Annotated in this window: 9 protein-coding genes; all 9 read right to left on the reverse strand. The window is 71.6% G+C overall.

The features are described from left to right. Positions 1 to 279 precede the first annotated feature (279 nt). Positions 280 to 1719, reverse strand: coding sequence for a GTPase ObgE (obgE, locus tag AB0E14_RS03295; protein WP_362411127.1), 1440 nt, complete (start codon positions 1717 to 1719; stop codon positions 280 to 282). Between the two features lie 120 nt (positions 1720 to 1839). Continuing rightward, positions 1840 to 2094: a 50S ribosomal protein L27 gene (gene rpmA / locus AB0E14_RS03300; RefSeq protein WP_030317577.1), complete on the reverse strand. Its 255-nt coding sequence runs from the start codon at positions 2092 to 2094 to the stop codon at positions 1840 to 1842. Between the two features lie 14 nt (positions 2095 to 2108). Further along, complete coding sequence (gene rplU / locus AB0E14_RS03305) at positions 2109 to 2429, reverse strand: 50S ribosomal protein L21 (protein WP_015033583.1); 321 nt, start codon at positions 2427 to 2429, stop codon at positions 2109 to 2111. Positions 2430 to 2691: 262 nt separating this feature from the next. Continuing rightward, on the reverse strand, positions 2692 to 6318 hold the full coding sequence (locus AB0E14_RS03310) for an Rne/Rng family ribonuclease (RefSeq protein ID WP_362411131.1): 3627 nt from the start codon (positions 6316 to 6318) through the stop codon (positions 2692 to 2694). A gap of 234 nt (positions 6319 to 6552) precedes the next feature. After that, a complete protein-coding gene (locus AB0E14_RS03315) occupies positions 6553 to 7329 on the reverse strand; it encodes a TIGR03936 family radical SAM-associated protein (RefSeq protein WP_362411134.1) in 777 nt (258 codons plus the stop codon). 308 nt (positions 7330 to 7637) lie between these two features. Next, a complete protein-coding gene (locus tag AB0E14_RS03320) occupies positions 7638 to 9566 on the reverse strand; it encodes a TIGR03960 family B12-binding radical SAM protein (protein WP_362411137.1) in 1929 nt (642 codons plus the stop codon). A gap of 50 nt (positions 9567 to 9616) precedes the next feature. Beyond that, entirely contained in the window at positions 9617 to 11131 is a 1515-nt protein-coding gene (locus AB0E14_RS03325) for a CYTH and CHAD domain-containing protein (protein ID WP_362411139.1), read from the reverse strand. A 73-nt stretch (positions 11132 to 11204) separates the two neighbouring features. After that, on the reverse strand, positions 11205 to 12404 hold the full coding sequence (gene rodA / locus AB0E14_RS03330) for a rod shape-determining protein RodA (protein ID WP_362411142.1): 1200 nt from the start codon (positions 12402 to 12404) through the stop codon (positions 11205 to 11207). Between the two features lie 4 nt (positions 12405 to 12408). Continuing rightward, a complete protein-coding gene (mrdA, locus tag AB0E14_RS03335) occupies positions 12409 to 14601 on the reverse strand; it encodes a penicillin-binding protein 2 (RefSeq protein ID WP_362411145.1) in 2193 nt (730 codons plus the stop codon). Positions 14602 to 14604: the final 3 nt, after the last annotated feature.

A 14604-nucleotide genomic window follows, 5' to 3' on the forward strand; every position in this document is an offset into this window, starting at 1 on the left:
GGGTGGGGGGCGCTACTCACACCGAGATCCTACGGGAGCGGCAGATTCCGTCCGACCGACCGCTCCCGGGGTCTGAGGGCCCGCGGGCCCTCAGACCCTCAGGCCCTTAGAACGGGTTGAACTCGTCGTACTCGCGCTGGGCGTCGTCGCGCTCCGCCTCGCGGGCCCCTCCCCATGGCCGCCCTCGCACGGCGAGGCCCCGGGGGGCCTCACCGGCTTCGGACGACTGCGCCGGACTCCGTCCGCCGAGGGGGCGCTGCCCGGGCACGGGAAGCCGAACTAGAACGGGTTGAACTCGTCGTACTCGCGCTGGGCGTCGTCGCGCTCCGCCTCGCGGTCGCGGCGGCGCTGGGCGGCCGGGCGGGGGGCTTCGAGGCGGTGGTCCTCGCCGCGGCGGCCGAGCATCTCGGCGCCCGCCATCATCGTGGGCTCCCAGTCGAAGACGACCGCGTTGTCCTCGGAGCCGATCGCGACGCCGTCGCCGGCGCGGGCGCCGGCCTTCATCAGCTCGTCCTCGACGCCGAGGCGGTTGAGGCGGTCGGCGAGGTAGCCGACGGCCTCGTCGTTGTTGAAGTCGGTCTGGCGGACCCAGCGCTCCGGCTTCTCGCCGCGCACCCGGTAGAGCTCCTCGGCCTCGTCGTACGTGACCGTGAAGCCCGCCTCGTCGACCGCCTGCGGGCGGATGACGATCCGGGTCGACTCCTCCTTCGGCTTGGCCGCGCGCGCCTTGGCGACGATGCCGGCCAGGGCGAAGGAGAGTTCCTTCAGACCCGTACGGGCCACGGCGGAGACCTCGAAGACCTGGTAGCCGCGCTCCTCCAGGTCCGGGCGGATCATGTCCGCCAGGTCCTTGCCGTCCGGGATGTCGATCTTGTTGAGGACGACGACACGCGGACGGTCGTCGAGGCCGCCGTACTGCCGCAGCTCCTCCTCGATGACGTCGAGGTCGGTGACCGGGTCCCGGTCGGACTCCAGCGTCGCCGTGTCCAGGACGTGCACGAGGACCGAGCAGCGCTCGACGTGGCGCAGGAACTCCAGGCCCAGGCCACGGCCCTCGCTGGCGCCCGCGATCAGACCCGGCACGTCGGCGATCGTGTAGACCGTCGAGCCGGCGGTGACGACGCCCAGGTTCGGGACGAGCGTGGTGAAGGGGTAGTCCGCGACCTTCGGCTTGGCGGCCGACAGGACGGAGATCAGCGAGGACTTGCCGGCGCTCGGGTAACCCACGAGCGCCACGTCGGCGACGGTCTTCAGCTCGAGGACGATGTCCCGCGCCTCGCCGGGCTCGCCGAGCAGCGCGAAGCCGGGGGCCTTGCGGCGGGCGGAGGCGAGCGCCGCGTTGCCGAGGCCACCGCGGCCGCCCTGGCCCGCGACGAAGGTGGTGCCCTCGCCTACCAGGTCGGCGAGCACGTTGCCCCGCTTGTCGAGGACGACGGTGCCGTCGGGCACGGGCAGGACGAGGTCCTGGCCGTTCTTGCCGGAGCGGTTGTCACCGGCGCCGGGCTGACCGTTGGTCGCCTTGCGGTGCGGGGAGTGGTGGTACTCCAGGAGCGTGGTGATCGACTGGTCGACGACCAGGGTCACGTCACCGCCTCGGCCGCCGTTGCCGCCGTCGGGCCCGCCGAGGGGCATGAACTTCTCCCGGTGTACGGAGGCGCAGCCGTGGCCTCCGCTACCCGCGGCGACGTGCAGCTCGACGCGGTCCACGAAGGTGGTCATGGTTCTGTGCCTCCAGATACAAGGGGGTACTACGAGGTGGAATGTCTATCTAGTAACACGCGAAAGGCGGACCCGCTTCCCTGCCGGGAAGTGAGGTCCGCCTCCGCGAAAGAATTCCGATCAGGCGACCGGAACGATGTTCACGACCTTGCGGCCACGGTGGGTGCCGAACTGCACCGAACCGGCCTGCAGGGCGAACAGCGTGTCGTCGCCGCCACGGCCGACGCCCGAGCCCGGGTGGAAGTGGGTGCCGCGCTGGCGGATCAGGATCTCACCGGCGTTGACGACCTGACCGCCGAAGCGCTTCACGCCGAGCCGCTGAGCGTTGGAGTCGCGACCGTTCCGGGTGGACGATGCGCCCTTCTTGTGTGCCATCTCTCCTCAGTCCCTTACTTCGCAGCCGCGGGGATGCCGGTGACCTTGATCGCCGTGTACTGCTGGCGGTGGCCCTGGCGACGGCGGTAACCGGTCTTGTTCTTGTAGCGAAGGATGTCGATCTTCGCGCCCTTGTGGTGGTCCACGACCTCGGCCGTGACCTTGATACCGGCCAGCACCCACGGGTCGCTGGTCACGGCGTCGCCGTCGACAACGAGCAGCGTAGAGAGCTCTACGGTGTCGCCAACCTTGGCAGTGGAAATCTTGTCAACCTCAACGATGTCGCCGACAGCAACCTTGTGCTGGCGACCACCGCTGCGCACGATGGCGTACACGCGGATCTCTCTCTCACTCGGGAACGGGCCCCTGATGCCAGCCGCTCACACGGGCCGGAGCCCGCGGTGATCCGGAAGTGGACGAGCGGCCTCTCTCGGCAGACCGGGAGGAGGGTGCTCAGGGGTTTGGCATGTCATACGACACGCCGACGGTCAAGATTACGGCGGGTGCCTCGGGGGGTCAAATTGGGGTGACTCCCCGGAGGCGGGCCGCAGACGGGCGGTGCGGGCCGTCCGATGAAGGACGGCCCGCACCGGCCGGTCAGTCCTGCGCCGGGGCTGCCGTCTTCTTGGCGGCGGCCTTCTTGGCGGTCGTCTTCTTCGCCGCGGTCTTCTTGGCCGTCGCCGTCTTCTTGGTGGCGGCCTTCTTCGCGGTGGCCTTCTTCGCCGTCTTGCGGGCGGCCGTCTTCTTGGCCGGGGCCGCGGCCTCCGCCTCGCCGTCCGCGGCGGGCGCCTCGGCGACCGGCGCCTCGGCCGGTGCCGCGGCGGCCGGGGACTCGACCACCAGCACGGCGGCCTCCTCGGCGCCCGAGGGCGAACCGGCGGGGGCGGTCACCTTGCGGACGACCCGACGACGGGCCCTCGGCGGGGCGGCCACGGGGGCCTCCTCGACGACGGGCGCCTCGACCACGGGCTCGGGGGCGGCCTCGACGACCGGCTCCGGGGCCGCGACGGGCTCGACGACCGTCTCGACGACCGGCTCCGCGGCGGCCGGCGAACCGGCCGGGGCCGTCGCCTTCCGCGTGGCACGGCGGCGCGCACGGGGGGCCGGGGCGGCCTCCTCGACGACCGGCGCCTCGACCACGGCCTCGACGACCGGCGCGGCCTCGACGACGGGCTCGGGCTCCGCCACGACCGCCGGGGCGGGCGTGGAGGCGACCGGCGCGGAGACCCTGCGGGTCGCCCGACGGCGACCGCGGCCCCGCGTGGCGGCGGCCTCGGCCTCGGCGGCGCTGCCGTACAGCTCCTCGTCGGGGCGGAAGGGCTCCTCCACGGCCACCGGGGCGGCGATCTCGGCGGCCACCTCGGCCTCGGTCTCGACCGTCTCGGTCTCGGACTCCGTCTCCTCGACGGCGCCGCCCTCGACGTGCTCGTGCTCGTGGTGCTCGGCGCCGCCGCGGCCACGCCGCTTCGAGCGCTTGCCGCTGCCGCCGCCACCGGGGGCGGTCGGCTGCTCCATGTGCACGATGACGCCACGGCCGTTGCAGTGGACGCAGGTCTCGGAGAAGGACTCCAGCAGGCCCTGGCCGACCCGCTTACGGGTCATCTGGATCAGGCCCAGCGAGGTGACCTCGGCCACCTGGTGCTTGGTCCGGTCACGGCCCAGGCACTCCAGGAGGCGGCGCAGCACCAGGTCGCGGTTGGACTCCAGGACCATGTCGATGAAGTCGATGACGACGATGCCGCCCAGGTCGCGCAGGCGCAGCTGGCGAACGATCTCCTCGGCCGCTTCGAGGTTGTTCCTCGTCACGGTCTCTTCGAGGTTGCCGCCCTGACCGGTGAACTTGCCGGTGTTGACGTCGACGACGATCATCGCCTCGGTCTTGTCGATCACCAGCGAGCCACCGCTCGGCAGCCAGACCTTGCGGTCGAGCGCCTTCATCAGCTGCTCGTCGATCCGGTACGTCGCGAAGACGTCGACCTCGCTCGTCCACTTGGACAGGCGGTCGGTCAGGTCCGGGGCGACGTGGTTGACGTATCCGTGGATGGTCTCCCAGGCGTCGTCACCGCTGACGATGACCTTCGAGAAGTCCTCGTTGAAGATGTCGCGGACGACGCGGACGGTCATGTCCGGCTCGCCGTAGAGAAGGGTCGGGGCGTTGCCGCGCTTCGCCTTCTTCTGGATGTCCTCCCACTGCGCCTGCAGACGCTCGACGTCACGGCGCAGCTCGTCCTCGCTCGCGCCCTCGGCGGCGGTGCGCACGATGACGCCCGCGTCCTCGGGGACGATCTTCTTGAGGATGGTCTTGAGCCGGGCGCGCTCGGTGTCGGGCAGCTTGCGGCTGATACCGGTCATCGACCCCTCGGGGACGTAGACGAGGTACCGGCCGGGCAGCGAGACCTGGCTGGTCAGACGGGCACCCTTGTGCCCGATCGGGTCCTTGGTGACCTGCACGAGGACCGACTGGCCGGACTTGAGGGCGGTCTCGATGCGGCGCGGCCCGTTGGCCATGCCGAGGGCCTCGAAGTTGACCTCACCGGCGTACAGGACGGCGTTGCGGCCCTTGCCGATGTCGACGAAGGCGGCCTCCATCGACGGCAGCACGTTCTGGACCTTGCCCAGGTAGACGTTGCCGACGTACGAGGTGGCCTGCTCCTTGTTGACGTAGTGCTCGACGAGCACGTTGTCTTCCAGGACGCCGATCTGGGTGCGCTCGCCGTTCTGGCGGACGACCATGACGCGCTCGACGGCCTCACGGCGGGCCAGGAACTCGGCCTCGGTGATGATCGGGACGCGGCGGCGGCCCTGCTCGCGGCCCTCGCGGCGGCGCTGCTTCTTCGCCTCCAGACGGGTCGAGCCCTTGATGGACTGGACCTCGTCGGACGGCTCGGCCTTCTCGCGGGCCGGGCGGGGCTCGCGGACCTTGACGACCGTACGGACGCCGTCCTCGTCGCCCGCCTCCGCCTCGCCACCGGCGTCACCGCTGCGACGGCGACGGCGACGGCGGCGACGGGAGCTGCTGCTGCCGGAGGACGGCGCGCCGCCCTCGTACTCGTCGGTGTCGGACTCCTCGTCCTCGGACTCCTCGTCCTCGGCGCGGGCCTCGTCCGCCTCGTCGCTCTCCTCGGTCTCCTCGGCCTCGGCGAGCTCACCGCGGCGACGGCGACGGCCGCCACGGCGGCGACGGCGGGACGGGCGGTCCCCGTACTCGTCGGTCTCCTCGGCCTCCGCCTCGGGCTCCTCGGCCTCGACCTCGGGCTCGTCGGCGACGGTGGCGGGCACCGGCTCGACGGCCACGGGCTCGGCGGGCTCGCCACGACGACGGCGGCGCCGGCGGCCGGCGGGCTCGGGACGCTCGACGGCCTCGACGGGCGCGGCGGTCTCCTCGGCCTCGACCGTCTCCTCCTCGTCCTCCTCCACGACCTCGGCGGCAGCGGCGGCGGCCGCGGTCTCCGGGGTCTGGAACATGGGCTCGGTGAAGACCGGGGCCTGGAAGACGGCGACGGCGGGGCGCGCGGCACGGCGGCCACGGGGCTCCTCGTCGGCCGCCGCGGGCGCCGCGGGCTCGGAGGTGAACTGCGGAGAGGTGGCGCGGCGGCGGGTGCGGCCCCGGGTGGCGGCCTTCTCGGCGGCGGCGACCTCGGGCTCGGCGGCCTCGGCGGTGATCTGCGTGACGGTCTCCTGCGGCAGGCTCTCGCCGCCGGCGGGGGTGCCCTCGGGCGTGGTGGCCTTGCGGGTGGCACGGCGACGCGTACGGGCCGGGGCGGCGGCCAGCTCCGCGACGGGAGCCTCCACGACAGGGGCCTCCGCGACGGGGGCCTCCACGACGGCCTCGGCCTCGACGACCGGCTCGGGCGTGGTGGCCTTACGGGTGGCACGGCGACGCGTACGGGCCGGGGCGGCGGCCGGCTCCGCGACGGGGGCCTCGGCCACGACGGGCTCGGGCTCGACGGCCTCGACGGTCTCGGCGACCGGGGCCGGGGCGGTGGCCTTGCGGGTGGCGCGGCGACGCGGGCGCGCGGGAGCGGCGGGCTCCTCCACGGGCTCCGGCGCGGCGGCCGGGGTGGTGTCCGGCGTCTCGACGACGGTCTCGGCCACGGTCTCGGTGACCTCCGCCGCGACCGGCGGACCGGCGGGGCGGGAAGCGGCGCGGCGCCTGCGGCGCGGCGGCAGCTTGTCACCCGGTGCGTTGTTGTTCTCGTTGCTTTCTTCGTGCTGCTCGAGCATGCGGGCGGTTCTCCCGTCACGCCCCCGGGCGCCGCGTCTTGGTCCGGTCCGGCGGCACGATCGCGCACGATGCGCGGTGCCGCCGTCCGGGGCGCGGGCGCCGCACGGGAGCTGATGTCTGGCTCGCCGGTTCCGTACGCGTTGTACGCACGGCCTGGCGAAAGTCTCCTGGTCAGTGCGCTGCCGGACCCAGGTGGCTCCCGAGTGCCAGGGCTGCGCTACGACGACCGCTCCCTACGCGGAACCGGTACCCGGCGCCGTCGCTGAAGCGGTCGCGGCGGCCGTGGGTGAAGCGGCCGTGACTGCCTCGCGGTCGGGCGCGAGCGGGTCGGTCACCGTGCCGGACTCCTCGTCGAAGAGCCCCTGCGCCAGCCTGGTCACCGCTGCGGGGACCGGCGGCGCCAGGTCGGCCACAGCTCGGAGACCGGACAGGACGTCGTCGGGTCGCACGGCAGGTGTCACGTGCCGAACAACCAGCCGCAGTATCGCACAGGCATTGTCCAGCGGCCTATCAGCCGCGGAACGTGCCTGGAGCTCTGCGACGGCGGAGCGGGCGTCGAAGGAACGGATGCCGTTCTTGGTCTTGCGCTGTACTTCCACGGTCTCGGCCGCGAGGAAGGCGTCGACGGCCTTCTGCGCGTCCTCGGGGGTGACGCCGTCGAGCCGGAGCTCCCACACGGAGGCGGTGAGCCGGTCGGCGAGTCCCGAGGTACGGGCCTCGACGGCGTCGGTGATGTCGAGGCCGGCCGGGAGCGACTCGTCGAGCAGGGCCCGCAGGGTCTCGGGGTCCCGTGCCTCGGTGAGGGCGATCTCCAGGTACTCGGCCTCGGAGCCCGTACCCGTGGGGGCGGCGTTGGCGTACGACACCTTGGGGTGCGGGGTGAATCCGGCCGAGTACGCCATGGGCACCTCGGCGCGGCGCAGCGCGCGCTCGAAGGCGCGCTGGAAGTCACGGTGGCTGGTGAACCGGAGGCGGCCGCGCTTGGTGTAGCGCAGTCGGATGCGCTGCACCGCCGGTGCGGGCGGCGGGCCTTCGGGCTGTCGCTTGCCCAGTGGTTCTTCTCCTCGGTGCGGGGCGGGCGCGGGTGCCGCGCCGCCCTCGAACAGACAGGGGGCCTCTGGGGGGCCCACCCGGCTCACCCCCGCTCTCGCGGGGAGATCTCGGATGTGGGCGCCGCGCCGGAGGCGGTTGTTGTACTACCCAGAGTACGCGTAGAGGCCGTCACCGGTTCCCCAGGCTCGGTCACCCGGGGGGCAGCAGCGCGACGGCCCGGCGCGGGGTCTCCCTCGCGCCGGGCCGTCGTCGGAGTGCTGTGCGGCTACTTGACGACCGTCAGCGGCAGCAGCTTCTTGCCTGTGGGGCCGACCTGGATCTCGGTCTGCATGGCCGGGCACACGCCGCAGTCGAAGCACGGCGTCCAGCGGCAGTCGTCGACCTCGGTCTCGTCGAGGGCGTCCTGCCAGTCCTCCCAGAGCCAGTCCTTGTCCAGGCCCGAGTCCAGGTGGTCCCAGGGGAGGACCTCCTCGTAGGTGCGCTCGCGGGTGGTGTACCAGGCGACGTCGACGCCCTGCTCGGGGAGCGTCTTGTCGGCGCAGGCCATCCAGCGGTCGTACGAGAAGTGCTCGCGCCAGCCGTCGAAGCGGCCGCCGTCCTCGTAGACCGCGCGGATGACGGCGCCGATGCGGCGGTCACCGCGGGAGAGGAGGCCCTCGACGATGCCGGGCTTGCCGTCGTGGTAGCGGAAGCCGATCGAGCGGCCGTACTTCTTGTCGCCGCGGATCTTGTCCCGGAGCTTCGCCAGGCGCGCGTCCGTCTCCTCCGCGGAGAGCTGCGGGGCCCACTGGAAGGGGGTGTGGGGCTTCGGGACGAAGCCGCCGATGGAGACCGTGCAGCGGATGTCGTTCTGGCCGGAGACCTCGCGGCCCTTGGCGATCACGTTGACCGCCATGTCACCGATCTGGAGGACGTCCTCGTCGGTCTCCGTCGGCAGGCCGCACATGAAGTACAGCTTCACCTGGCGCCAGCCGTTGCCGTAGGCCGTGGCGACCGTACGGATCAGGTCCTCCTCCGAGACCATCTTGTTGATGACCTTGCGCATGCGCTCGGAGCCGCCCTCGGGGGCGAAGGTCAGACCGGAGCGGCGACCGTTGCGGGTCAGCTCGTTCGCGAGGTCGACGTTGAAGGCGTCCACCCGGGTGGAGGGGAGCGAGAGGCCGATCTTGTCTTCCTCGTAGCGGTCCGCCAGGCCCTTGGCGATGTCGGCGATCTCCGTGTGGTCGGCGGAGGACAGCGAGAGCAGGCCGACCTCCTCGAAACCGGTCGCCTTGAGGCCCTTCTCGACCATCTCGCCGATGCCGGTGATGCTTCGCTCCCGCACGGGGCGCGTGATCATGCCGGCCTGGCAGAAACGGCAGCCGCGGGTGCAGCCGCGGAAGATCTCCACCGACATCCGCTCGTGGACCGTCTCGGCGAGCGGGACCAGCGGCTGCTTCGGGTAGGGCCACTCGTCGAGGTCCATGACCGTGTGCTTCGAGACGCGCCACGGCACGCCCGAGCGGTTCGGGACCACGCGGGCGATCCGGCCGTCCGGGAGGTACTCGACGTCGTAGAAGCCCGGGATGTAGACCGAGCCGGTCTTGGCGAGCCGGAGGAGGACCTCCTCGCGCCCGCCCGGTCGGCCCTCGGCCTTCCAGGCGCGGATGATCTCGGTCATGTCGAGGACGGCCTGCTCGCCGTCGCCGATGATCACCGCGTCGACGAAGTCCGCGATCGGCTCGGGGTTGAACGCGGCGTGGCCGCCGGCGAGCACGATCGGGTGGTCGACGGTGCGGTCCTTGGACTCCAGCGGGATGCCCGCCAGGTCGAGGGCCGTGAGCATGTTGGTGTAGCCGAGCTCCGTGGAGAAGCTCAGGCCGAAGACGTCGAACGCGCCGACCGGGCGGTGGCTGTCGACGGTGAACTGCGGGACGCCGTGCTCCCGCATCAGCTCTTCGAGGTCCGGCCAGACGCTGTACGTCCGCTCGGCCAGGACGCCCTCGCGCTCGTTCAGTACCTCGTAGAGGATCATGACGCCCTGGTTGGGCAGACCGACCTCGTACGCGTCCGGGTACATCAGTGCCCAGCGGACGTCGGCGGACTCCCACGGCTTGACCGTGGAGTTCAGCTCTCCACCGACGTACTGAATCGGCTTCTGCACGTGCGGGAGCAGAGCTTCGAGCTGCGGGAAGACAGACTCGGCAGCAGACATCTCGAACCTTCGTGAGCTGGCAGGGGGCGACTCTCAAGCGTACCCGGTGCTCAGTGGGTGAGTGGCGCCCTCAGTTCAGGGGCCGAGGCCCTGGCCCAGACCTGCGGAAACTCGTTCTCCCCCGCCGCACCGGCCGCCTCCTCCTGGCCGTGCAGGAGTCCCCAGGTGAAGGCGGACTCGCCGGCCGCGTGGGCCTGGATGGCGAGGTCGCGCAGGGCCTCGCGGGCGACGACGCTGTCCTGGTGTTCCCCGAGGACACTCTGGACGGCCTTCATCCGCTTGGCGAAGCGCTTGGCGGGCTTGCCGAGGGTGGGGGTGGCGGCCTCGGCGGCGTACCGGGCGCGCTTGGCCGCCTTGCGGGTCTCGTGCATCGCGAGGTCGCGGTCGTGGCCGGGCAGCAGGGCGAGGGCGTGTCCGGCACGCGTGGCGAGGCGGTCGTAGTCCTTGAGGACGGCGGCGGCGAGGACGGGTGCCGGGGCGTCGGCGGCGGCCTTGAGCAGCGGCGGGTCGGTGAGCAGCGCGTCGAGGGCGCCGAGCAGCGCGAGGTGGCGGGCGGAGTCGAGAGCGGCGAGGGTCTTGCGGCGGGCGCCGCCGCCGTGGGCGTTGTTCCAGATGCGCAGGCGGGCGCGGACGGGGCCGAGGACGAGGGTGCGGGGGATCGCGTCGAGGCGGGTGCGGAGGCGTTCGGTGAGGACCTCCTGGTCGCGGGCGACGCCCAGTTCGCCGGCGAGCCACTTGAGTTCGTCGCCGATCGGGTCGGTGGCGGCGCGGTCGAGGACCTTGCGGTAGCTCTTGAAGGCGCTGCGCAGGCGCCGGCAGGCGACGCGCATCTGGTGCACGGAGTCGGGGAGGTCGCGCCGCACGGCGGGGTCGAGGGCGACGATCGCCTCCACCTGGTCCCGTACGTAGGCGAGGACGCGGGCGCCCGCGGTGTCGGCCGGGGGTGAGGCGTACTCGGGCTCGGGCTCCCGGCCCGTCTCCGCCAGCGCCCGCGCGACCTTCGACGCCGACGCCGACGGGCGGATCCCCGCCTTCTTCAGGCGCTTCTCCACCGCGTCGAGGACGGTCGGGTCCGCGTCGTCGGCGAGTTCGACCTCGATCTCCGTCCAGGAGGTGTCCGGGCCCTCCGGGAGGCGTTCCGCGCGCACCGTGTCGACGGAGAGCTCGGCGAGCAGGGTGCCCTCGTCGTCCACCAGGTGGTGGACCTGGCGGGTGGAGCGGAGGCGGACGACCGGGACGACGGTCTCGGCGCGCGTGCGGGAGCGGACCAGACCCGCCAGGGCCTTGGGGAGGGTGTCGGAGAGCGGGGCCCTGATCTCGTCGCGGATCCCGGAGGCGACCGGGAACTTGAGGTGCCAGCCCGCGTCCCCGCCGCCCGTGCGGCGGCGCAGGGTCAGCGCGTCCGCGGCGAGCCGCAGGTCGGGCGTGTCGTAGTAGACCGCGTCGAGTTCGGCGACGCCCCGGTCCTCGACCGAGGCGACGCCGGGGGCCCGCGTCAGGTCGGGCAGCTCCGTCCGCGCCGTGGCTTCGTACTTCCGCTCGATCTCGCGCTTCGTCTCCGCCATGAATCGAATCTAGACGGGAAGTGAACGGAACGGGAGGGTGCCCCGCGCCCGCCTCAGGCCGACGCTGGCCGCCTCAGGCCGTCATCGGGCGCTGCACCTTGATCGACTGGAGCAGTCCGATGGCCACCCACACCGCGAACATCGACGAGCCGCCGTACGACACGAACGGCAGGGGCAGACCCGCCACCGGCATGATGCCGAGCGCCATGCCGATGTTCTCGAAGGACTGGAAGGCGAACCAGGCGATGATGCCGGCGGCGACGATCGTGCCGTAGAGCTCGGTGGTCTCGCGGGCGATCCGGCAGGCGCGCCAGAGGATCACACCGAGCAGCACGATGATCAGTCCGCCGCCGAGGAAGCCGAGCTCCTCGCCCGCGACGCTGAAGATGAAGTCGGTCTGCTGCTCGGGCACGAACTGGCCGCTGGTCTGGTGGCCGTTGAAGAGCCCCGCGCCGTACAGGCCTCCGGAGCCGATCGCGATGCGCGCCTGGTTGGTGTTGTAGCCGACGCCCGCCGGGTCGAGTTCGGGGTTGGCGAAGGCGGCGAAGCGGTTGATCTGGTACTCGTCGAGCAGGCCGAGCGCGGTGACCGCGACCGCACCCGCGATGCCGGCCCCGATGAGACCGAGGACCCAGCGGTTGGAGGCGCCGGAGGCGAGCAGCACACCGAGCACGATGACCGCCATGACCATCACCGAGCCGAGGTCCGGCATCAGCATGACGATGGCCATCGGCAGCGCGGCGAGGAGCAGGGACTTGGCGACGGTCCGGTGGTCCGGGTGCACCTGGTCACCGGCGTCGACCTTGGCCGCGAGCAGCATCGCCATGCCGAGGATGATCGTGATCTTCACGAACTCGCTGGGCTGGAGCGAGAAGCCGCCGCCGATCACGATCCACGCGTGCGCGCCGTTGATGGTCGCGCCGAGCGGGGTGAGCACGGCGAGGATCAGCACGATCGAGATGCCGTAGAGGATCGGCACCGCGCCGCGCAGGGTGCGGTGGCCGAGCCAGATCGTGCCGATCATCAACGCGAAGCCGATGCCGGTGTTCAGCGAGTGACGGAACAGGAAGGCGTACGGGTCGCCGCCGTTGAGCTCGGTGCGGCCGCGGGTGGCGGACCAGACGAGCAGCGCGCCGAGGAAGGACAGGGCGAGCGCGGAGAGCAGCATCGGCCAGTCGAGCCGGCGCAGCACCGAGTCCCGGGCGGTGAGCTTGGCGAGGGTGCCGCGCTCGGGGGCGTACCGGGAGACGGAGAAGCCGTGGGGTGCGGTCATCGGTTCAGTCTCCCGTCCTGCCGGGCGGCGGTCCCGCGAGCGGCTGTTGTCCGTCGCCCTGCTTCTCCGGGTCGACCAGCTGGGACTTCGGGTCGTACGCCTTGACGTCCGGCGCGTCGATGGTGCCGTCCGGCTGGACCTTCGGCAGCGCCGCCTGCGGCTTGGGCAGGAGGGCCCGCTTGAGGTCCTGGTTCCCGGAGTCGTCGAGGCCGTAGAGCGCGTCGTAGATGTTGCGCACCGCGGGACCCGAGGCACCGGAGCCCGTACCACCCTGGGAGATCGTCATGACGATGGTGAAGTCGTCGGTGTACGTGGCGAACCAGGAGGTCGTCTGCTTGCCGTAGACCTGCGCGGTACCGGTCTTGGCGCGCATCGGGATCTTGTCCTGCGGCCAGCCGCCGAACCGCCAGGCGGCGGTGCCGCCGGGCTCGACGACCGAGCGCAGTCCCTTGTCGAGGTCCCGGATCGTCTCGGCGTTGACCGGCAGCTTCCCGTGGGGCTCGGGCTTGATCTCCTGGACGCTCTTGCCGTCGGGGCTGATCACGGCCTTGCCGATGGTCGGGTTGAAGAGCGTGCCGCCGTTGCTGATGGCGGCGTAGGCGGTGGCCAGCTGGACGGGCGTGATGAGGACGTCGCCCTGGCCGATGGAGAAGTTGATGCTGTCGTAGGCCTTCAGCTGGTTGCCCTCGAGGCAGCTCTCATAGGCGATCTGCTCGACGTAGCTGCCCCCCTTCTTGCCCTGCTTGCACCAGGCGTCCTTGTTGGCCTCCCAGAACCTCTGCTTCCACTGGCGGTCCGGGATACGGCCGGTGACCTCGTTCGGCACGTCGATGCCGGTCTCGGAGCCGAAGCCGAAGTCACGGGCGGTCCGGTAGAACCAGTCGTGGGCGTCCTTCTTGGGCTTGAGGCCGCCGTCGCGGTTCCACTCCTGGTGGCCGAGACGGTAGAAGACGGTGTTGCAGGAGTACTTGAGGGCGTCCCCGAGGGTGATGGGGCCGTGCCCCTGGGACTCGAAGTTCGCGAAGCTCCGGTTGCCCATGCTGTAGGAGCTGCTGCAGAGGTACTTGTCGTTGAAGTCGTAGCCGGCCCGCACGGCCGCGCTCGCCGACACGACCTTGAAGACGGAGCCGGCGGGCGCCTGGCCCTGGATGGCCCGGTTGAGCAGCGGGTAGTTGGAGTCCTTGCTGGTGAGCTGGGCGTAGTCCTTGCCGGAGATGCCGCCGACCCAGGCGTTGGGGTCGTAGTCGGGCTGGGACGCCATCGCGACGACGCGACCGGTCTTGGACTCCATGACGACGACGGCGCCGGCGTCGGCCTCGTACTTCCGGCCGGTGATCTTGTCGGTCTCGCCGCGGACCGTCTTCATCGCCTGGGCGAGTTCGTACTCGGCGACGGCCTGGACACGGGCGTCGATGCTGGTGACGAGGGTGGAGCCGGGCACACCCGGATCGGACTGGGTCTGGCCCATGACCCGGCCGACCTTGTCCACCTCGTACGACGTGACGCCCGCCTTGCCGCGCAGCTCCTTGTCGTAGGTGCGTTCGATGCCGGAGCGGCCGATCTGGTCGGATCGCAGATAGGGCGATTCGGTGTCCTTGGCCTTCTGGATCTCCTCGTCGGTGACCGGCGAGAGGTAGCCGAGCACCTGCGCGGTGCGGGCCTTGCCGGGGGCCGTGTAACGGCGTACGGCGGTCAGCTCGGCCGAGATGCCGGGGAAGTCCTCGGTGGACTCCCGGATCCGCAGGGCCTGCTGCGTGGTGGCCTCGTCGGTGATCGGGATCGGCTGGTAGGGGGAACCGTTCCAGCAGGGCTTGGGGGTCTGGGAGTCGCAGAGCCGGACCTTGTCCATGACGTCCTTGGGCTTCATGCCGAGGACGCCCGCCAGACGGGTGAGGACGGCCTTGCCGTCGTCCTTCATCTTCATCAGGTCCGTGCGGGACGCCGAGACCACGAGCCGGGTCTCGTTGTCGGCGAGCGGGACGCCCCGGGCGTCGAGGATCGAGCCGCGGACGGCGGGCTGGACGACGCGCTGGATGTTGTTGCTCTTCGCCTCCTCGGCGTACTCCTTGCCGTTGCGGATCTGGAGGTACCAGAGGCGTCCGCCGAGGGTGAGGAGGAGGGAGAAGACCAGGATCTGGATGATCACGAGCCGGACCTGGACCCTGGGGGTCCGCCCGGTCTCCGGGATGTTGCTCATGCT

Source organism: Streptomyces sp. NPDC047981 (assembly GCF_040653315.1).
In the GTDB taxonomy this organism is placed as follows: Bacteria; Actinomycetota; Actinomycetes; order Streptomycetales; family Streptomycetaceae; genus Streptomyces.

What these genes read in the sequence shown, in the direction of transcription:
- obgE (WP_362411127.1), bottom strand. Translation starts at nt 1,719, where the DNA reads ATGACCACCTTCGTGGACCGCGTCGAGCTGCACGTCGCCGCGGGTAGC.
- rpmA (WP_030317577.1), bottom strand. Translation starts at nt 2,094, where the DNA reads ATGGCACACAAGAAGGGCGCATCGTCCACCCGGAACGGTCGCGACTCC.
- AB0E14_RS03310 (WP_362411131.1), bottom strand. Translation starts at nt 6,318, where the DNA reads ATGCTCGAGCAGCACGAAGAAAGCAACGAGAACAACAACGCACCGGGT.
- AB0E14_RS03320 (WP_362411137.1), bottom strand. Translation starts at nt 9,566, where the DNA reads ATGTCTGCTGCCGAGTCTGTCTTCCCGCAGCTCGAAGCTCTGCTCCCG.
- AB0E14_RS03325 (WP_362411139.1), bottom strand. Translation starts at nt 11,131, where the DNA reads ATGGCGGAGACGAAGCGCGAGATCGAGCGGAAGTACGAAGCCACGGCG.
- rodA (WP_362411142.1), bottom strand. Translation starts at nt 12,404, where the DNA reads ATGACCGCACCCCACGGCTTCTCCGTCTCCCGGTACGCCCCCGAGCGC.
- mrdA (WP_362411145.1), bottom strand. Translation starts at nt 14,601, where the DNA reads ATGAGCAACATCCCGGAGACCGGGCGGACCCCCAGGGTCCAGGTCCGG.